This window comes from Pseudomonas siliginis, assembly GCF_024072275.1.
GTDB lineage: Bacteria > Pseudomonadota > Gammaproteobacteria > Pseudomonadales > Pseudomonadaceae > Aquipseudomonas > Aquipseudomonas siliginis.
Map to the genome: position 1 here is coordinate 5,701,544 of NZ_CP099598.1, position 17,891 is coordinate 5,719,434.

19 protein-coding genes and 2 pseudogenes are annotated in these 17,891 nt (G+C 61.4%); 10 read left to right on the top strand and 11 right to left on the bottom strand.

The window, feature by feature from the left end:
* Nucleotides 1-51: 51 nt before the first annotated feature.
* The 4 genes and pseudogenes from NF676_RS26245 to NF676_RS26260 form a co-directional block, all read right to left on the bottom strand.
* A pseudogene (locus tag NF676_RS26245) lies at nt 52-750 on the bottom strand (uroporphyrinogen-III synthase); the annotation flags it as partial.
* Nucleotides 747-1,688: a hydroxymethylbilane synthase gene (hemC, locus tag NF676_RS26250; RefSeq protein ID WP_252882855.1), complete on the bottom strand. Its 942-nt coding sequence runs from the start codon at nt 1,686-1,688 to the stop codon at nt 747-749. The gene hemC and the pseudogene NF676_RS26245, both read right to left, overlap by 4 nt.
* Nucleotides 1,689-1,825: 137 nt before the next feature.
* Nucleotides 1,826-2,572: a LytR/AlgR family response regulator transcription factor gene (locus NF676_RS26255; RefSeq protein ID WP_016772598.1), complete on the bottom strand. Its 747-nt coding sequence runs from the start codon at nt 2,570-2,572 to the stop codon at nt 1,826-1,828.
* Nucleotides 2,569-2,724 (bottom strand): annotated as a pseudogene (locus tag NF676_RS26260) (sensor histidine kinase); the annotation flags it as partial. The gene NF676_RS26255 and the pseudogene NF676_RS26260, both read right to left, overlap by 4 nt.
* 317 nt (nt 2,725-3,041) lie before the next feature.
* On the opposite strand from NF676_RS26260, the gene argH reads away from it, so the two are divergent.
* On the top strand, nt 3,042-4,436 hold the full coding sequence (gene argH, locus NF676_RS26265) for an argininosuccinate lyase (RefSeq protein WP_252886967.1): 1,395 nt from the start codon (nt 3,042-3,044) through the stop codon (nt 4,434-4,436).
* A gap of 119 nt (nt 4,437-4,555) precedes the next feature.
* On the opposite strand, the gene NF676_RS26270 is transcribed toward argH, so the two are convergent.
* On the bottom strand, nt 4,556-5,215 hold the full coding sequence (locus NF676_RS26270) for a glutathione S-transferase family protein (protein WP_056791651.1): 660 nt from the start codon (nt 5,213-5,215) through the stop codon (nt 4,556-4,558).
* Nucleotides 5,216-5,338: 123 nt separating this feature from the next.
* Here NF676_RS26270 and NF676_RS26275 point away from each other — a divergent pair, with 123 nt between their 5' ends.
* The 3 genes from NF676_RS26275 to NF676_RS26285 all read left to right on the top strand — a co-directional run bounded on the left by NF676_RS26275 (nt 5,339) and on the right by NF676_RS26285 (nt 9,098).
* Nucleotides 5,339-5,629, top strand: coding sequence for a hypothetical protein (locus tag NF676_RS26275; RefSeq protein ID WP_150637099.1), 291 nt, complete (start codon nt 5,339-5,341; stop codon nt 5,627-5,629).
* A gap of 197 nt (nt 5,630-5,826) precedes the next feature.
* Nucleotides 5,827-6,072 (top strand): TIGR02647 family protein, encoded by a 246-nt coding sequence (locus NF676_RS26280; RefSeq protein WP_003229392.1) that lies wholly within the window; start codon nt 5,827-5,829, stop codon nt 6,070-6,072.
* Nucleotides 6,073-6,254: 182 nt separating this feature from the next.
* Nucleotides 6,255-9,098, top strand: a complete 2,844-nt coding sequence (locus tag NF676_RS26285) for a class I adenylate cyclase (RefSeq protein ID WP_252886968.1) — start codon at nt 6,255-6,257, stop codon at nt 9,096-9,098.
* 9 nt (nt 9,099-9,107) lie between these two features.
* Here the strand turns inward: NF676_RS26285 and rnk are convergent, their stop codons facing one another.
* The 3 genes from rnk to cyaY form a co-directional block, all read right to left on the bottom strand.
* Nucleotides 9,108-9,527, bottom strand: coding sequence for a nucleoside diphosphate kinase regulator (gene rnk / locus NF676_RS26290; protein ID WP_024014769.1), 420 nt, complete (start codon nt 9,525-9,527; stop codon nt 9,108-9,110).
* Nucleotides 9,528-9,781: 254 nt separating this feature from the next.
* The gene (locus tag NF676_RS26295; protein ID WP_252886969.1) at nt 9,782-10,003 is read right to left on the bottom strand and encodes a DUF1289 domain-containing protein; all 222 of its coding nucleotides are present in this window, start codon (nt 10,001-10,003) and stop codon (nt 9,782-9,784) included.
* 3 nt (nt 10,004-10,006) lie between these two features.
* Nucleotides 10,007-10,339 (bottom strand): iron donor protein CyaY, encoded by a 333-nt coding sequence (cyaY, locus tag NF676_RS26300; RefSeq protein ID WP_056791639.1) that lies wholly within the window; start codon nt 10,337-10,339, stop codon nt 10,007-10,009.
* A 314-nt stretch (nt 10,340-10,653) separates the two neighbouring features.
* Between cyaY and lptM the strand changes: the two genes are divergently transcribed.
* The 6 genes from lptM to NF676_RS26330 are packed head-to-tail and all read left to right on the top strand — an operon-like array spanning nt 10,654 to nt 15,260.
* Nucleotides 10,654-10,824, top strand: coding sequence for an LPS translocon maturation chaperone LptM (gene lptM, locus NF676_RS26305; RefSeq protein WP_016772589.1), 171 nt, complete (start codon nt 10,654-10,656; stop codon nt 10,822-10,824).
* A gap of 9 nt (nt 10,825-10,833) precedes the next feature.
* Entirely contained in the window at nt 10,834-12,081 is a 1,248-nt protein-coding gene (gene lysA, locus NF676_RS26310; RefSeq protein ID WP_056791636.1) for a diaminopimelate decarboxylase, read from the top strand.
* 3 nt (nt 12,082-12,084) lie between these two features.
* Complete coding sequence (gene dapF / locus NF676_RS26315; protein WP_041476933.1) at nt 12,085-12,915, top strand: diaminopimelate epimerase; 831 nt, start codon at nt 12,085-12,087, stop codon at nt 12,913-12,915.
* 13 nt (nt 12,916-12,928) lie between these two features.
* Entirely contained in the window at nt 12,929-13,654 is a 726-nt protein-coding gene (locus NF676_RS26320; protein ID WP_252886970.1) for a DUF484 family protein, read from the top strand.
* A 2-nt stretch (nt 13,655-13,656) separates the two neighbouring features.
* Nucleotides 13,657-14,556 carry a tyrosine recombinase XerC gene (gene xerC / locus NF676_RS26325; RefSeq protein ID WP_024014773.1) on the top strand — a complete coding sequence of 300 codons (900 nt, stop codon included), beginning with the start codon at nt 13,657-13,659 and terminating at the stop codon, nt 14,554-14,556.
* Entirely contained in the window at nt 14,553-15,260 is a 708-nt protein-coding gene (locus NF676_RS26330) for an HAD family hydrolase (RefSeq protein WP_252886971.1), read from the top strand. Before xerC ends, NF676_RS26330 begins: the two co-directional genes overlap by 4 nt.
* Nucleotides 15,261-15,450: 190 nt before the next feature.
* Here the strand turns inward: NF676_RS26330 and sutA are convergent, their stop codons facing one another.
* From sutA to NF676_RS26345, 3 genes are all read right to left on the bottom strand, one after another.
* Nucleotides 15,451-15,777 (bottom strand): dormancy-specific transcriptional regulator SutA, encoded by a 327-nt coding sequence (gene sutA, locus NF676_RS26335; protein ID WP_056791627.1) that lies wholly within the window; start codon nt 15,775-15,777, stop codon nt 15,451-15,453.
* Nucleotides 15,778-15,878: 101 nt separating this feature from the next.
* The gene (locus NF676_RS26340; RefSeq protein ID WP_252886972.1) at nt 15,879-16,304 is read right to left on the bottom strand and encodes a secondary thiamine-phosphate synthase enzyme YjbQ; all 426 of its coding nucleotides are present in this window, start codon (nt 16,302-16,304) and stop codon (nt 15,879-15,881) included.
* Nucleotides 16,305-16,519: 215 nt separating this feature from the next.
* Nucleotides 16,520-17,857, bottom strand: coding sequence for an ammonium transporter (locus tag NF676_RS26345; RefSeq protein WP_041476939.1), 1,338 nt, complete (start codon nt 17,855-17,857; stop codon nt 16,520-16,522).
* Nucleotides 17,858-17,891: the final 34 nt, after the last annotated feature.

Here is a 17,891-nt window from a genome sequence, read left to right on the forward strand (position 1 = left end):
ACATTCCCGTAACGCCGTCAGCAAAGCCGCGGCACTCGCGCCGCGGCAATCCACAACTGTTTGAGCCCCGGCGGCACGTGCCAGATCGGCGACTCTCGGACTTGGAACAAACAACGGCAACGGCGCGATCTTCGGCCAGGCATCGCCGGCCATCTGCCGCAGGTGCTCGAAACCCTGTCCACTGCTGACCACCAGCCCGTTCAAGCGTTCCGCTTCGATCCGCCGTGGCAGCTCGTTCAGCGGATAGGCTGGCAGTTCACGGCGATACAACTCCAGATACTCGACACTAGCACCAAGCGCGCGCAGGCGCTCGGCGAGCAGTTCACGACCGCCCTCGCCGCGCAGGATCATCACCTGCGCGCCGGGCTGGCTGACCGCCTCGCGCAGACGCGGCAATTGCAACAAGGCTTCACTGTCATCGCCGTCAACCGGAAAGCTCACATCGAGACCGTGTTCGCGAAGAATGCCTGCGGTCGCCGCGCCGACGCTGAACCACGGCATGCTCAATGGCGGCGCACCTTCAGACTTGAGCAAGTCCACCGCGATCCGCGCCGCCGGTTTGCTGACCACGATCACTGCGCTGCAAGCGGGCAATCGCGAAATCGCTTGGCGAATAGTGTCAGAGACCGGCAGCGGAACAATGTCCAAAAGCGGCAGACAACTGCTGAAAATCCCGTGCCCGGCCAGCTGTTCGGCCAGCGCCGCGCAGTCGTCTGCCGGGCGCGTCAGCAGCAGGCGCCAGGCTGTCACTCGTGACCCGCCTCGCCGTAGACAGCTTTGAGAATGTCGTCAGCGCCTTGCTTGAGCAAGTCTTCAGCGACCTGCACACCCAAGGTTTCCGCGTCGGCACGCGGCGCCCGGGCTTGGGCACTGAGAAGCTTGCCACCGCTCGGCTCACCGACCAGACCGCGCAACCACAACTGCTCGCCTTCAAGCACGGCGTAGCAGGCGATCGGCACTTGGCAGCCGCCGTTCAAATGTTTGTTGAGGGCGCGTTCCGCATTCACCCGCGAAGCGGTATCGGCGTGATGCAAAGGCGCGAGCAAGGCGTGGATTTCGTGGTCGGCGCTGCGGCATTCGATGCCGACCGCGCCCTGGCCACCGGCCGGCAGGCTGTCATCGACACTGATCGCCGATGTGATGCGCTCTTCGAAACCCAGGCGGATCAGGCCGGCAGCGGCGAGGATGATCGCGTCGTACTCGCCGGCGTCGAGCTTGGCCAGACGGGTGTTGACGTTGCCACGCAGGAACCGGATCTGCAGATCCGGGCGACGCGCCAGCAATTGCGTCTGCCGACGCAGGCTCGAGGTGCCGACGATGGCACCGGCAGGCAGCCCTTCAAGACTGGCGTAGGTGTTGGAGACGAAAGCATCGCGCGGGTCTTCACGCTCGCAGATGCAAAACAGACCCAAGCCTTGCGGGAAGTCCATCGGCACGTCTTTCATCGAATGCACGGCGATATCAGCTTCGTTTTCCAGCAGCGCGGTTTCCAGTTCCTTGACGAACAGGCCCTTGCCGCCGATCTTCGACAGTGGCGAGTCGAGCAGCTTGTCACCGCGACTGACCATGGGCACCAGCGTCACCAGCAGGCCCGGGTGGGCCGCCTCGAGACGGGCTTTGACGTATTCGGCCTGCCAGAGGGCCAGCGCACTTTTACGGGTGGCGATGCGGATTTCGCGAGGGGACATGGAACAATCCGTACTGAATAGATACGGCGGATAATAACAGCTCAGCCAATTTCACTTTGACCTGAATCAGAACCGGCGCGGCCTCCCTGGCCTGCCATGCCGGGTAAAAGAACTCGAAAGGCCCGGCGAAGACCGGGTCACAGCCCCTGCATCATCTTGCGCACACCGGCAACATGCCGCCGACTGACAATCAGCGCATCGCCATTGAGGCCTTTGAGGAACAACTGGAAATGTCCCAGTGGTGTGCGTTGCAAGCGCTCGATGCGGTCGCGAGCGACCAGCGCGTTGCGGTGGATACGCACAAAGCGTTCGCCGAATTCGTCTTCGAGGGCTTTGAGGGGTTCGTCGAGCAGCACCTCGCCGGCTTCATGACGCAGGGTCACGTATTTGTGGTCGGCGATGAAGTAGACCACCTGATCCAGCGGAATCAGCTCGATGCCTTTACGGGTCCGTGCGCTGATGTGGCTGCGTGGGCCGTTGCCACTTTCGGCAGCGGGACGGGTCAGGGCCGAGAGTTGCGCCCGGTTGGGACGTTCAGCCCGCTTCAGGGCTTCATTCAAGTGTTCGGTTCGCACAGGTTTCACCACATAGCCCACGGCGCTGGCCTGCAGGGCTTCCACGGCAAATTCATCGGGACTGGTGCAAAACACCACGGCCGGCGGCGTCTCTCGCTCGCACAGTCGGGCAGCAACCTGCAGGCCATCGAGGCCCGGCATGCGGATATCGAGCAGCACGATATCCGGCTTGTGGCTGTCGATCAGCGCTAACGCCTCCTCGCCATTCGTGGCACTGGGCTCCAGGACTGTGTAACCCTCGAGCTCGCTCACCATACGGCTTAGGCGCTCGCGAGCCAGGGGTTCGTCATCAACGATCAGGACATTCATATTGCGCTGGATTCCTGCGTGAGTCTCGCACAAGGATAGCGTAGACAGGTGTAGTGACCTCCGTCACCGCGATCCACGCTAAGACTAGCCCGAGCGCCAAAAAGTGCCGTACGTCGGCCAGCAATATTTGCCAGCGTCCGGGTCGAACGGCTCAGAGCCCAGTGTTTCCTGCGTTTCTCGCGGTGGGTGACCGTTGTACAACTCACCCGCCCCCTCTTCTTATAGCCAGTGGCCGGACCTTTGCATGATCCGCATTCGCACCGACCCTTATGTCCACTGTAGACGTTCGTCGGAACGATATTGCTCAATCAAAAAATATCCTTTTGTAAATTCCTTGCAGACCGCGCCGGACATGCCTGACACATCCGCGAAAAAACGTATCGACCGGTGTCAGCGACAGGATTGGCAACCCTGTTATTATCCGCGCCAGCGTTTCACGCCATTTCTTCAAGCCGATACGAGCGAATTCATGAGCACTGACAAGACCAATCAGTCCTGGGGCGGCCGCTTCAGTGAACCCGTCGACGCCTTCGTCGCCCGCTTCACCGCCTCCGTCACTTTCGACCAGCGCCTGTATCGCCACGACATCATGGGCTCGATCGCCCACGCCACCATGCTGGCCAAGGTCGGCGTGCTGACCGATGCCGAGCGCGACAGCATCATCGATGGCCTGAAGACCATTCAGGGCGAAATCGAGGCCGGCCAGTTCGACTGGCGCGTCGACCTCGAAGACGTGCACATGAACATCGAAGCACGCCTGACCGACCGCATCGGCGTCACCGGTAAAAAACTCCACACCGGGCGCAGCCGCAACGACCAGGTCGCCACCGATATCCGCCTGTGGCTGCGCGATGAAATCGACCTGATCCTCGCCGAGATCACCCGCCTGCAAAAAGGCCTGCTGGAGCAAGCCGAGCGTGAGGCCGCAAGCATCATGCCGGGCTTCACCCACTTGCAGACCGCGCAGCCGGTAACTTTCGGGCACCACATGCTGGCCTGGTTCGAAATGCTCAGCCGCGACTACGAGCGTCTGCTCGACTGCCGCAAGCGCACCAACCGCATGCCGCTGGGCAGCGCCGCGCTGGCGGGCACCACTTACCCGATCGACCGCCAATACACCGCGCAACTGCTCGGCTTCGACGCCGTCGGCGGCAACTCGCTGGACAACGTTTCCGATCGCGACTTCGCCATCGAATTCTGCTCGGCCGCGAGCATCGCGATGATGCACCTGTCGCGTTTCTCCGAAGAGCTGGTGCTGTGGACCAGCGCGCAGTTCCAGTTCATCGATCTGCCGGATCGTTTCTGCACTGGCAGCTCGATCATGCCGCAGAAGAAAAACCCTGACGTGCCCGAACTGGTACGCGGCAAGACCGGCCGCGTCTTCGGCGCGCTGATGGGCCTGCTGACCCTGATGAAGGGCCAGCCGCTGGCCTACAACAAGGACAATCAGGAAGACAAGGAGCCGCTGTTCGACGCCGCCGACACCCTGCGCGATTCGCTGCGCGCGTTTGCCGACATGATCCCGGCGATCAAGCCGAAACACGCGATCATGCGTGAAGCGGCACTGCGCGGTTTCTCCACTGCGACTGACCTGGCGGATTATCTGGTGCGCCGTGGCCTGCCGTTCCGTGATTGCCATGAAATCGTTGGCCACGCGGTGAAATACGGCGTGGACACGGGCAAGGATCTGGCCGAGATGAGCCTCGAAGAACTGCGTCAATTCAGCGATCAGATCGAGCAGGACGTGTTTGCCGTGCTGACCCTGGAAGGCTCGGTGAATGCCCGCGACCATATCGGCGGGACTGCGCCGGCGCAGGTCAGGGCTGCGGTGGCGCGCGGTCAGGCCCTGCTGGCCAGCCGCTAGAAGCATCGCGGGCAAGCCCGCTCCCACAGGGTTCTATGTGGAACACAATTTTGCGTTCGACCCATAGCCCTGTGGGAGCTGGCTTGCCAGCGATGACTGACTTCAGAGCGCTACAAAATTCATTTCTTGGCTGCAATCATCGCCAAAAACGCCGGCATCGCCGCGTCTTTATCCGCCGCAATCTTCTGCACGTGCGGATTCTGCTCTAACCGCTCCAGCAGCGCCTTCGCCTGCGGCATCTCGGCCAGCAGATCAATCCCGAACAGCTTCTGCCCGACCGCACAGGCCAGCGGCACGCTGTAGAGGAAATACAAATCGGCAATGCTCAGGCTGTCACCCGCCACATACGGGGCGAACTGGCCGTGGCGGCCGAGTGCCGCGAAGCCCAGCAGCAGCTCCGTCCGGGTCTTCTCTTTGATCGCCTCCGGCAACGTCATACCGAAAAACGCCTCGCCATAGCAGGCACGCCCCGGCAACTCGATGTACAACTCGATCTCCTTCGCAATCGCCAATACCTGCGCGCGCTCGAACGGATCGCTGGGCAGGAGCGGCGTGCCCTTTTGTGATTGTTCGAGGTATTCGAGAATGATCGCGGTTTCGTTGATATAACCGGCGTCGACACCCAGCACCGGGACCTTGCCGCGCGGGCTGATCGCCAGTGACTCCGGGGTTTGCGCCGGGTAGAACGTCACCTCTTCGAAGGGCAGGCCTTTTTCCAGCAGCGCCAGTTTGACCATGTTGTAGTAGTTGCTGACAGCAAATCCGTAGAGCTTGAACATCACAGAGCCTCCAGGCCGTGCGGGGTGGGCAGTGCCTGTTTATAGATCGCCGCGACGTTTCCCGCCAGCAGCATCACGCCGCTGAATGCGGGTAAACTGGCGCCTTTCCCTGAGGAGCCTGCCATGAGCGAGCCGACAGATATCGTCAACGATGACGACGAAGAAGCATTCACCGAAGCGACGCTGATCGAAGCCATCGAAAACCAGATCGAAAGCGACAACCCGCCGGCGGCCAAGGCGACATTGAACAAGCTGACCCTGGTCGGCATGGAACGTGAGGAGATCCTCAACCTCATGGCTCACGTGCTTGCCTATGAGATTGACGCGATGCTCGATGAAGACCGCGCGTTCAACACCGAATGGTATGAAGCAGCCTTGCGCGCATTGCCAGAGCTGCCACCGGAAAAGCTCTAAGATCAAAAGATCGCAGCCTTCGGCAGCTCCTGCACCAATCTCCTGTAGGAGCTGCCGAAGGCTGCGATCTTTTTTATGCGGACTACACTGGAATTCGCCTCAAGACAAAATCCCCTGATCCGAGCACTGGACATGCTGCACCAGCGGGTTCACCTTAGAGGCGCTGTCGTCCAATTCCTAGAAAGTCTGGAGTCCTTATGTCGCTTACCCCTGAGTTGGTTGCCGAACTGGAAGTCCTTGCACTCTTCAACCTGGACAGTTCCCAGGAAGGTCTGAAAATTCATCAGACCGCTGCCCCGAAACACATAGCCGCCGCCAAACGCCTCTTCGAAAAAGAACTCACCGACCAGCCCGATGGCGGTTATCTGACCAGCCTCGGCCGCGATGCCGCGCAAAACGTGCAGACCGTACTGACGATTCTGAGAGAGCAGGAAACCGCCTGACTTTTTCCGACTTTGCCCACGGAAACTCCTGCCACGGGATTTCCGCGGGCCAGCCTGATCACTGCCGATGAAAATCTGACGTCAAAAAACAAATTCAGCTTAAACCTCCTGCTGCGCAGAGGCTAAACTGCGGCCATTCCGAGACCCTCTACGTCCGAGCCTGCAAGCCGGTTTGAGCTGACATGACGCGCACCCACGAAATCCGCCCCGACCTGGACGAAGGCATCGACCGCAAGGTACTCAGCCAACTGCGCGCCCGTTTTCTCAAACTCAATGAAGGCCGCCTCGGCCGCGCCCTCGAAGGTTTGTCGACGCGCCAGCAAAGCGTGCTGACGCTGTTGCCGCTGTTCTTTCACGTCAATCATCCGTTGCTGCCCGGCTATGTCTCGGGCAGTACGCCGGCCGGTCTCTCGAATTATGAGCCGGACGCCAATGCGCTGACCGAGGCGCAGCGCCTGACCCGCTCGTTTTCTTACAAACCGCGCCATGGCAGCAACCCGCCGCGACCGATTCACGGTTTGTTCCTGATGGGCAGCCTCGGCACGCTGGCACAGGCCGATCAGAGCGACATGGATGTGTGGGTCTGCCATGCCCCAGATCTGAGCGAAAGCGAACTCGCCGAGCTACGCAAGAAATGCCAGTTGCTGGAAACCTGGGCCGCGAGCCAGGGTGCCGAGGCGCATTTCTTCCTGATCGACCCGGCGCGCTTCGTCAAAGGCGAACGTGATGCTCAGCTCAGTTCGGAAAACTGCGGCAGCACCCAGCACTATCTGCTGCTCGACGAGTTTTATCGCACGGCGATCTGGCTGGCCGGGCGCACGCCGATCTGGTGGCTGGTGCCAGTCTATGAAGAAACAGCCTACGACGCTTACACCCACACCCTGCTGTCTAAACGCTTTATTCGCGCCGATGAAACCCTCGATCTCGGGCCGATGGCAACCATTCCGCCCGGAGAATTCATCGGCGCTGGGTTGTGGCAGTTGTTCAAAGGCATCGAGTCGCCCTACAAGTCGGTGCTCAAACTGCTGCTGACCGAGGTGTACGCCAGCGAACACCCGCACGTGCAGTGCCTGAGTCTACGCTTCAAGAAAGCCGTGTTCGCCAATCAGCTCGATCTCGATGAGCTTGACCCGTACATGGTGGTGTACCGGCGTATCGAGGAATACCTGATCGCCCGCAACGAACCGGAACGTCTTGAGCTGGTGCGCCGCGCGCTGTATCTGAAGGTCAACCGCAAGCTCACCGGCAACAGCCGCAGCCAGGGCTGGCAACGCACACTGCTCGAACGCCTGGCTGGCGAGTGGCATTGGGATCAACGGCAACTGGCGCTGCTCGACAGCCGCAGTCAGTGGAAAGTCCGCCAGGTCAGCGCCGAGCGCCGCGCGCTGGTCAACGAACTCAATTACAGCTATCGCTTCCTGACCCAGTTCGCCCGCAGCGAACAGACTGTCAGCCTGATCAACAAGCGCGACCTCAACGTCCTCGGCCGGCGCCTGTACGCAGCGTTCGAGCGCAAGGCCGACAAGGTCGAGTTCATCAATCCGGGCATCGCCCCGGATCTGGCCGAAGACACCCTGACCCTGGTGCAGTCGCCGAACAAAAAGGAGCCGGGGCAGACCCAGTGGGGCCTGTACAACGGCAGCCTGACGGCGCTGGAGTGGGAACACTTCGCGCCGATCAAGCGCAGTCGCGAGCTACTTGAACTGCTGACCTGGTGCCACCGCAACGGCGTGATCGACAGCAGTACGCGCTTGGCCCTGCATCCGGGCACCAGCGACTTGAGCGAGTTCGAGCTGTTCAACCTGCTCGGCAGCCTGCAGCAGTGCATCGCCCTGCCCTTGTCCACCGTCGCCGAAGAGCCCTTGCTGCGCGCCGCCGTGCCCAGCGAAGTGCTGCTGCTGATCAACGTCGGCGTCGATCCGCTCAAGCATCACCGTGATCTGAACATTTTGATGACCACCGAGCGCACCGACTCGCTGAGCTATGCCGGTGTGCGCGAGAACCTGGTGCTGACCCTCGATCAGGTCACGCTCAACAGCTGGAACGAAGTGCTGGTCAATCGTTTCGACGGCGCGCATGCGCTGCTCGACTGCCTGCGCGATTACCTCAACAACCTGCCGCGCGGCCCTGTGCAGCCGTCGCTGAAAGTGCGCTGCTTCTGCCACAACCGCGCGCAATTCATTGCCCGCCGCGTCGAAGAAATCGTCGACACCGCGCAGACCCTGTTGCTCAGCGAGCTGAATCACCGCTACCTGATTCAGGTGCAGCAGCACTATCACGTGCTGGAGCTGGTGCCGGGTCAGGTCAACCATGTCGCCCTCGCCACCCTGCCGGCGTTGCTCGATTATCTGGGCGAAGAACAACCGCGCTACAGCCCGCTGCACCTCGACCCGATGGCGCTGGAAGATCACGACCTCGCGCTGATCCTGCCGATGGGTCAGCCGGAGTGCATTCAGGTGTTCTATCGCATCAGCGAACAGCAGGCGGAGCTGTACGTGCTGGATGAATTCAATGCGCTGTGGCAACAGCAGCTGCCATACCACGACGAGCAGAGTCTGCTGGTGCCGCTGCAGCGTTTTCTGCAATCGATCCAGTACCGCCGTGAAGCGCAATTGCCGATGGACGGTGGCCCTGCGGGCAGCCCCGAGACTTTGTATTACCAGCTGTTGCCGTCAGGCCCGGGGCGCTCGCGCAGGGTCGAAACCCGACCAACACCGCAGACCCCGGTGAACAAACCGTTCTACGACGTGCAGGCAATCATCGGCAAAGCCGCACCCGGCGAAGTGCAGGTCACCTTGTACTGCAATCAGCGGGAATTCAGCGAGCTGGAGCATGGCGACCAGTTGTTCAGCGTGGTCGCCCGGGAGATCGTCGAGCAGCGTCGCGAGACCGAGCGTTATCGCTGCTACATCACCGACCTCGACCTGTCGGGTCTGCTCGGTGACGGGCACAGTTCAAGCAATCTGTATCTGCGCTACAAGGCGGACCTGGAGCGCTCGTTGAATGAAGCGCTCGAACAGGTTTGAAGCGGGGATTTATTCGGGAAAGGCGCCGCCGTTGACCGGTTGCGATTCCACTTCCAGCAAGGTCAGTTTCAGCGATTTGCCGCCCGGCGCCGGCCAATCGATATGCTGACCGACCTTCAGGCCCAGCAGCGCACTGCCGACCGGCGCCAGAATGGAAATTTTGCCTTCGTCGGCGTTGGCGTCCTTGGGATAGACCAGCGTCAGGTGGTAATCCTTGCCACTGCCTTCTTCGCGGCAATGCACGCGGGAATTCATGGTCACGACATCGGCGGGCACTTCATCGTGGCCGACCACGGTATCGGCGCGGTCCAGCTCGGTTTGCAGCGCAATCACGCCCGGCGCAGCCTGGTCTTTGTCGCTCAGGCTGTCGATCAGGCGCTCCAGACGTTGCACGTCCAGACGGGTAAGGGTGATGGAAGGTGCGGTCATGATCCAGGCAGACTCCTTTCTTCTGCACAAAAAAAGCAAAACCCCGCCAAAAAAGACGGGGTTTTCACCGTGCCTCGGTGGTTTGAGGCGTTCGCGGACACTATCACAGCTCAAAAAATATACAAGTCACGCCCTTTTTTGCCTGGGTGAAACCCTTGTGGCGAGGGGATTTATCCCCGTTCGGCTGCGCAGCAGCCGTATAGATTTTGGGGCCGCTACGCGACCCAACGGGGATAAATCCCCTCGCCACGATATCAACAGGCTTGGGATTTTCGTGCGGTAGCCTGCTGGCAAATCACCCGGCGCCGCTGATCATCCGCCGAGCGCCACTCGCGAATGTCCTCGACGTGGCGCGCACAGCCGAGACAGACTTTCTGTTCGTCCAGTCGGCATACGCCGATGCAGGGCGAAGGCACCGCCGGGCTGACGTTGCTGTAGAGCGGTTTCGGCGGGCGAACAGGCGCGGCATCCGTCACGAATCACAGACCTTCGAAATCGAATTCGGCGCCAGCCTGCTGCTTGACGAGGCGCTGAAGCATTTCGCCCAATTGCTCTTCGCTCTTGTCGCACATCCAGCGCTCGCTTTCTTCGTCGTAGTCGAAGTGAAAACCACCGGACACGGCCGCCAGCCACAGCTGACGCAACGGCTCCTGGCGGCTGAAGATCAGCTGCGAGCCATTTTCGAACTTGACGGTCAAGACACCTGCCGAGCTCTCCAGGTCGATATCCAGGTCGCTGTCATCAAAGATATCTTCCAGCGTCTGCTGGGTAGCATCGACCAGATCGTGGAAACGGGCTTCGGACAAACTCATTGCGGCAACCTCAAAAATGTCTGATCAGGCTCAAGCGCCGAAAGATACGGACGCTGCCGGCCGATTGCAAAGATTAACGACCAAGCACCTGTCGGCCCATCCAGCACCGCCCCCGTGGGAGCGAGCCTGCTTGCGAAAGCGGTGTGTCAGGCAACGAGCCTGTTGAATTTGCCGACGCCTTCGCGAGCAGGCTCGCTCCCACAGGGATGATGCGCATCACAGGAGCCCCGCCGGACGGGAACCCCCTCGCATAGGCAAGCTGCCGGGTGGCCGGTATACTCCGGCGCAATTAACGCATTTTCAAGGATTTCGCCATGAAGCGCCTGATCTCTTCCCTTGCTGCGCTCGTCGCGGTTGCCTGCCTCGTTTCGGCCTGTGGTCAAAAAGGCCCGCTGTACCTGCCGGATGACGATCAGGACCCGGCCGAACAAGCCCAGTCTTCGCAGAAGCAGCCATCCAAGGCTCACAAGCACGACGTTTACTAAGGGATCGCCATGGACGCTTTTAACTACCGTGGCGGGGAGCTGTTCGCGGAAGGTGTGGCGCTGTCCGCCATCGCCGACCGCTTCGGCACGCCCACCTATGTCTACTCGCGCGCGCACATCGAAGCGCAGTATCTGGCCTACGCCGATGCGCTGGCCGGCATGCCGCATCTGGTCTGCTTCGCGGTCAAAGCCAACTCCAACCTCGGTGTACTGAATGTCCTGGCCCGTCTCGGCGCCGGTTTCGACATCGTTTCCCGTGGCGAGCTGGAACGTGTACTGGCCGCTGGTGGCAGCGCCGACAAGATCGTTTTCTCCGGCGTCGGCAAGACCCGTGACGACATGCGCCGCGCCCTCGAAGTCGGCGTGCACTGCTTCAACGTCGAGTCCACCGATGAGCTTGAGCGCCTGCAAGTAGTCGCCGCCGAGCTGGGTGTTCGCGCCCCGGTTTCGCTGCGCGTGAACCCGGACGTCGATGCCGGCACCCACCCGTACATTTCCACCGGTCTCAAAGAGAACAAGTTCGGCATCGCCATTGCCGATGCCGAAGACGTGTACGTGCGCGCCGCGCATCTGCCGAACCTGGAAGTGGTCGGTGTTGACTGCCATATCGGTTCGCAACTGACCACCCTGCCGCCGTTCATTGATGCGCTCGATCGCCTGCTGGATCTGGTCGACCGCCTCGGCGATTGCGGCATTCACCTGCGCCACATCGATCTCGGTGGTGGTTTGGGCGTGCGTTATCGCGATGAAGAGCCGCCATTGGCTGCCGATTACATCAAGGCTGTGCGCGAACGTCTCGACGGGCGTGATCTGGCGCTGGTGTTCGAGCCAGGCCGCTTCATCGTTGCCAATGGCGGCGTGTTGCTGACACAGGTCGAATACCTCAAGCACACCGAGCACAAGGATTTCGCCATCGTCGATGCGGCGATGAACGACCTCATCCGTCCAGCGCTGTATCAGGCATGGATGGACGTCACCGCGGTGAAACCGCGCGACAGCGCTGCACGCAAGTACGACATCGTCGGCCCGATCTGCGAAACCGGCGACTTCCTCGCCAAGGACCGCGAGCTGGCGCTGGAAGAAGGCGATCTGCTGGCGGTGCATTCGGCCGGCGCCTACGGTTTTGTCATGAGTTCCAACTACAACACCCGTGGCCGTGCTGCCGAGGTGCTGGTGGATGGTGATCAGGTTTTTGAAGTGCGTCGCCGCGAAACCGTGGCCGAGCTGTTTGCCGGCGAAAGCCTGCTGCCGGAGTAACCCATGCTGCTGCGTTTTACCAAAATGCACGGCCTGGGCAACGACTTCATGGTCCTCGACCTGGTCAGCCAGCACGCGCACATTCAGCCCAAACACGCCAAGCAATGGGGCGACCGCCACACCGGTATCGGTTTCGACCAGTTGCTGATCGTCGAAGCGCCGAGCAACCCGGATGTGGATTTCCGCTACCGGATCTTCAACTCCGACGGTTCGGAAGTGGAGCAGTGCGGCAACGGTGCGCGCTGCTTCGCCCGCTTCGTGCTCGACAAGCGCCTGACCGCCAAGCGGCAGATCCGCGTCGAGACCAAGGGCGGCATCATCGAACTGGACGTGCGTAACGACGGCCAGATCGGCGTCAACATGGGCGCGCCGCGCCTGGTGCCGGCAGACATTCCATTCCAGGCGCCGGCCCAGGCCAGCAGCTATCAGCTGGAAGTCGATGGCACCACGGTCGAACTGGCCGCCGTGTCGATGGGCAATCCCCATGCGGTCATTCGCGTGGACGACATCAACAGCGCACCGGTGCATGAACTGGGGCCGAAGATCGAACACCACCCGCGCTTTCCGGCGCGGGTCAATGTCGGCTTCCTTCAGGTCATCGATCGCCATCGCGCGCAACTGCGTGTTTGGGAGCGCGGCGCCGGGGAAACCCAGGCCTGCGGCACCGGCGCCTGTGCGGCGGCGGTGGCGGCCATCAGTCAGGGGTGGATGGATTCGCCGCTGTTGATCGACCTGCCCGGCGGGCGTCTGTCCATCGAGTGGGCCGGCCCGGGCGAACCGGTGTTGATGACCGGTCCGGCAGTGCGTGTATACGAAGGACAAGTGCGTCTTTGAGCGAGCAGAAATCATGACCGACAAGCCACAGGTACCCGCCCGACCAGCCGACGAATCAGCGTCCGAGAGCCTCGAGGCAGCCGCGGTTGCCGCCTACCTGGGGGCTCATCCGGACTTTTTCGTCGAGCACGAAGAGCTGCTGCCGTCGTTGCGCATCCCGCACCGACGCGGCGACACCGTGTCGCTGGTCGAGCGGCAGATGACCATCCTGCGCGACCGCAATATCGAGATGCGCCATCGCCTTTCGCATCTGATGGACGTGGCCCGCGACAACGATCGCCTGTTCGAAAAGACCCGCCGCCTGATTCTCGCGCTGATGGATGCATCGACCCTGGAAGACGTGGTCATCAGCGTTGAGGACAGCCTGCGTCAGGATTTCCAGGTGCCTTTCGTCAGCCTGATCCTGCTCGGCGACAACCCCGCACCGGTCGGCCGCTGGGTGACTCACGCCGACGCGCAAACCGCGATCGGCGGCCTGCTCACCGAAGGCAAAAGCGTCAGCGGCAGCCTCCGTGAACATGAGCTGGATTTCCTCTTCGGCGAAGAACAGCGCCAGCAGATCGGCTCGACCGCCGTGGTTGCCGTCAGCCATCAGGGCATTCACGGCATTCTGGCCATCGCCAGCCGTGACCCGCAGCATTACAAGAGCTCGGTCGGCACCCTGTTCCTCAGTTACATCGCCGAGGTCATGGGCCGTGTGCTGCCACGGGTCAACAGCTCGCTGCGCTCGGTACGCTGACCATGGAACGACAACTGGACGCTTACTGCGAACATCTGCGCAGTGAGCGACAGGTGTCGCCGCACACCCTGTCGGCTTATCGCCGCGACCTCGATAAAGTCCTCGGCTGGTGCATCAAGCAGAACATCGGCAGCTGGGCCGCGCTGGACATCCAGCGCCTGCGCAGCCTGATCGCCCGGTTGCATGCGCAAGGCCAGTCCTCGCGCAGCCTCGCCCGCCTGCTCTCGGCGGTGCGCGGGCTCTATCACTACTTGAATCGCGAAGGCCTGTGCGACCACGACCCGGCCACCGGCCTGGCCCCGCCGAAAGGCGAACGGCGCCTGCCGAAAACCCTTGATACCGACCGCGCATTGCAGCTGCTGGAAGGTGCGGTCGAGGACGATTTTCTCGCCCGGCGTGATCAGGCGATTCTTGAGCTGTTCTATTCTTCTGGCCTGCGCCTGTCCGAGCTGACCGGGCTCAATCTCGATCAACTCGACCTCGCCGACGGCATGGTTCAGGTGCTCGGCAAGGGCAGCAAGACCCGACTGTTGCCGGTTGGCACCAAGGCCCGCGAAGCCTTGGAACACTGGTTGCCGCTTAGAGCCATGACCAACCCGGCGGACGATGCGGTTTTTGTCAGCCAGCAAGGTCGGCGTCTCGGCCCGCGCGCGATTCAGGTGCGGGTCAAACTGGCTGGCGAGCGCGAACTGGGGCAGAACCTGCATCCGCACATGCTCCGGCACTCGTTCGCCAGCCATTTGCTCGAGTCTTCACAGGATCTGCGCGCGGTGCAGGAATTGCTCGGCCACTCCGATATCAAAACCACGCAGATCTATACCCACCTCGACTTCCAGCATCTGGCGGCGGTCTACGACAGCGCCCATCCCCGGGCCAAACGCATGAAAGGCGATGATTCATGAGCATTCAGTTGATCACCTTCGACCTCGACGACACTTTGTGGGATACCGCGCCGGTGATCGCCAGCGCTGAAACCGTGTTGCGCGAATGGCTGAGCGAGCATGCGTCGAACCTGGGCGCGGTGCCGGTGGAGCATTTGTGGTCGATTCGCGAGCGAGTGCTGGCGGGCGAACCGGGCCTCAAACACCGCATCAGCGCGCTGCGCCGACGTGTGCTGCTCCATGCGCTGGAAGAAGCCGGGTATGCCCACGGCGAAGCGTCGGAGCTGGCTGACAAGGCTTTTGAAGTGTTCCTGCATGCGCGGCATCAGATCGAAGTGTTCCCGGAGGTCGAGCCGCTGCTGGAGCTGCTCGCCAATCATTTCGCCCTCGGCGTGGTCACCAATGGCAATGCCGACGTGCGCCGGCTGGGGCTGGCGGATTACTTCAGGTTCGCCTTGTGTGCCGAAGACATCGGCATCGCCAAACCGGATGCGCGGCTGTTTCATGAAGCGTTGCAGCGCGGTGGTGTGGGTGCTGAAGCGGCGGTGCATGTCGGCGATCATCCCGGCGATGACATCGCCGGGGCGCAGCAGGCGGGGTTGCGCGCGGTGTGGTTCAACCCGACAGGCAAGGTCTGGGAGGCGGAGCGCTTGCCGGATGCGGAAATTCGCAGCCTGACCGAATTGCCCGTCGTCCTCTCCCGCTGGAATGCCACCTCGAAATAATCCACAAACCCTGTGGGAGCGAGCCTGCTCGCGAATGCGGTGTGTCATTCAACATGTATGTCGGCTGACATGCCCTCTTCGCGAGCAGGCTCGCTCCCACAGAGGACTGCATTTGCTTTCAACGGATTTATTTCAGGCATAAAAAAGCCCGCAGCGACGGCGGGCTTTTTCAGCAAGCGAGCGACGCGCCTCAGATAGGGCGGCTGCCGTACTTGTTGTCCGGCTTCTTGGGCGGATCGGCGACCACGTTGGCCTCCACTTCCTGCACCTTGCCGCCGCGCGCAAGGAATTCTTCCATGGCCTTGGCCAGGGCGTCACGCTCCTTGTTCTTGGCTTCGATGCTCGGCAACTCGTCGACCGAGACCGCAGCCTTGGCTTTGCCTTTGGCAGCCGGGGCCGGCGTGTCGTCACCGCCATCGTCTTCGGTAACGTCTTCCGCTGCCGCTTCCAGGCCTTCCTCGGCCTCGTCTTCGTCGCCTACTTCGAGGTCGTCGTTTTCCAGATCATCGTCGCTCATGTTCTACCTCATGACTTGCCAAAAGCAGATTAGTTATAGACCAGCTTTGGCGGCTGTCGAAGCCGCCGTTGAAAAATCTTCTGCCGCTGCCCGGCAGCGGCTCATGCCTGTTCACCGTGCAAGGTGGCGAGGACTTTACGGGCACCGCCATGATCACGGTGCTCGCCCAGATAAATCCCTTGCCAGGTACCCAGTGCCAGACGCCCTGCCGCAATCGGCAGACTGATCTGGCAACCGAGCACGCTGGCCTTGAAGTGCGCCGGGAGATCATCCGGGCCTTCGTCGTTGTGCTCGTAGCCGTCTGTTCCTTGTGGGATCAGACGATTGAAAAATCGTTCGAAGTCGCGACGAACTGCCGGATCGGCGTTCTCGTTGATGGTCAACGATGCCGACGTGTGCTGCAGCCACAAATGCAACAGACCGACCCGACAGGTCTTGAGTTCAGGCAAGCCTGCGAGTAACTCGTCCGTCACCAGATGAAAGCCCCGGGGCCTTGCCCGCAGGGTTATCAGAGTCTGTTGCCACATACAGTTCTCCGCTCGTTCGGGGCGCATTCTAGCGTGCTCTGAAAAAAAACAAAGGCCCTAATATTCCTGCAGCGATGTAAGCGATTGCCCGCAGAAAAAGCCTCGTCGTAAAGACGACCAAAGCCGTAAGAAAAATCCTTTCAGCCGCACCTTGAATGACAAATCCCGGACAAAAAAATGCCCGGCGAACCGGGCAGTTTTTTTATCGCGCGTACTTACAGGTTGTAGCCGCGTTCGTTGTGTTGTGCCAGATCGAGGCCGACCGACTCTTCTTCCTCGGTTACGCGCAGACCCATGACGGCGTCCAGCACCTTGAGGATGATGAAAGTCACGATCGCGGTGTAGATCACCGTGAAGCCGACGCCTTTGATCTGAATCCAGACCTGCGCGCCAATGTCAGTCACGGTGCCGAAGCCGCCCAGTGCCGGTGCGGCAAACACACCGGTGAGGATCGCGCCGAGGATACCGCCGATGCCGTGCACGCCGAAGGCATCCAGGGAATCGTCATAGCCGAGTTTGCGTTTCAGGGTGGTGGCGCAGAAGAAGCACACCACGCCTGCGGCCAGACCGATCACCAGTGCACCCATCGGGCCTACAGTGCCAGCGGCCGGAGTGATCGCGACCAGACCGGCGACCACACCCGAAGCAATACCCAGTGCGCTTGGCTTGCCGTGGGTGACCCACTCGGCAAACATCCAGCCCAGTGCCGCAGCGGCCGTGGCGATCTGGGTAACCAGCATGGCCATACCGGCAGTGCCGTTGGCGGCAGCAGCGGAACCAGCGTTGAAGCCGAACCAGCCGACCCACAGCATCGCCGCGCCCATCAGCGTGTAGCCGAGGTTATGCGGAGCCATTGGTGTGGTCGGGAAGCCTTTGCGCTTGCCCAGTACCAGGCACGCGACCAGACCGGCGATACCGGCGTTGATGTGCACCACGGTGCCGCCAGCGAAGTCGAGCACGCCCCAGTCCCACATCAGGCCGCCGTTACCGGACCAGACCATGTGCGCGATCGGTGCATAAACCAGAGTGAACCAGATGCCCATGAAAATCAGCATCGCGGAGAACTTCATGCGCTCGGCGAACGCACCGACGATCAGCGCCGGGGTGATGATCGCGAAGGTCATCTGGAAGGTGATGAAGACCGCTTCAGGGAACAGCGCCGCCGGGCCGGTGATGCTCGAAGGCGTGACACCAGCGAGGAACGCCTTGCCCATGCCGCCGAAGAACGAATTGAAGTTGACGACGCCCTGTTCCATGCCGGTGGTGTCGAAGGCAATGCTGTAGCCATAAATGACCCACAGGATGCTGATCAGGCCGGTAATGGCGAAGCACTGCATCAGCACGGAAAGAATGTTTTTCGAGCGAACCATACCGCCGTAGAACAGCGCCAGACCGGGGATGGTCATGAACAGCACGAGCGCTGTCGAGGTGAGCATCCAGGCGGTGTCGCCGGAATTGAGGACTGGCGCTGCCACTTCGTCTGCCGCCATGGCGATGCCGGGCATTACGATGGACAACAGGGCGCCTAGCCCTGCGAATTTACGCAGAGTCATATTGTTTTCTCCTGGGGCGTTGGGTTTGTGGCGG

What these genes read in the sequence shown, in the direction of transcription:
- cyaY (WP_056791639.1), bottom strand. Translation starts at nt 10,339, where the DNA reads ATGAGTTTGTCCGAAGCCCGTTTCCACGATCTGGTCGATGCTACCCAG.
- NF676_RS26320 (WP_252886970.1), top strand. Translation starts at nt 12,929, where the DNA reads ATGACCGACAAGCCACAGGTACCCGCCCGACCAGCCGACGAATCAGCG.
- lptM (WP_016772589.1), top strand. Translation starts at nt 10,654, where the DNA reads ATGAAGCGCCTGATCTCTTCCCTTGCTGCGCTCGTCGCGGTTGCCTGC.
- sutA (WP_056791627.1), bottom strand. Translation starts at nt 15,777, where the DNA reads ATGAGCGACGATGATCTGGAAAACGACGACCTCGAAGTAGGCGACGAA.
- lysA (WP_056791636.1), top strand. Translation starts at nt 10,834, where the DNA reads ATGGACGCTTTTAACTACCGTGGCGGGGAGCTGTTCGCGGAAGGTGTG.
- NF676_RS26340 (WP_252886972.1), bottom strand. Translation starts at nt 16,304, where the DNA reads ATGTGGCAACAGACTCTGATAACCCTGCGGGCAAGGCCCCGGGGCTTT.
- NF676_RS26270 (WP_056791651.1), bottom strand. Translation starts at nt 5,215, where the DNA reads ATGTTCAAGCTCTACGGATTTGCTGTCAGCAACTACTACAACATGGTC.
- xerC (WP_024014773.1), top strand. Translation starts at nt 13,657, where the DNA reads ATGGAACGACAACTGGACGCTTACTGCGAACATCTGCGCAGTGAGCGA.
- NF676_RS26275 (WP_150637099.1), top strand. Translation starts at nt 5,339, where the DNA reads ATGAGCGAGCCGACAGATATCGTCAACGATGACGACGAAGAAGCATTC.
- NF676_RS26285 (WP_252886968.1), top strand. Translation starts at nt 6,255, where the DNA reads ATGACGCGCACCCACGAAATCCGCCCCGACCTGGACGAAGGCATCGAC.
- argH (WP_252886967.1), top strand. Translation starts at nt 3,042, where the DNA reads ATGAGCACTGACAAGACCAATCAGTCCTGGGGCGGCCGCTTCAGTGAA.
- NF676_RS26280 (WP_003229392.1), top strand. Translation starts at nt 5,827, where the DNA reads ATGTCGCTTACCCCTGAGTTGGTTGCCGAACTGGAAGTCCTTGCACTC.
- rnk (WP_024014769.1), bottom strand. Translation starts at nt 9,527, where the DNA reads ATGACCGCACCTTCCATCACCCTTACCCGTCTGGACGTGCAACGTCTG.
- NF676_RS26345 (WP_041476939.1), bottom strand. Translation starts at nt 17,857, where the DNA reads ATGACTCTGCGTAAATTCGCAGGGCTAGGCGCCCTGTTGTCCATCGTA.
- NF676_RS26330 (WP_252886971.1), top strand. Translation starts at nt 14,553, where the DNA reads ATGAGCATTCAGTTGATCACCTTCGACCTCGACGACACTTTGTGGGAT.
- NF676_RS26255 (WP_016772598.1), bottom strand. Translation starts at nt 2,572, where the DNA reads ATGAATGTCCTGATCGTTGATGACGAACCCCTGGCTCGCGAGCGCCTA.
- dapF (WP_041476933.1), top strand. Translation starts at nt 12,085, where the DNA reads ATGCTGCTGCGTTTTACCAAAATGCACGGCCTGGGCAACGACTTCATG.
- hemC (WP_252882855.1), bottom strand. Translation starts at nt 1,688, where the DNA reads ATGTCCCCTCGCGAAATCCGCATCGCCACCCGTAAAAGTGCGCTGGCC.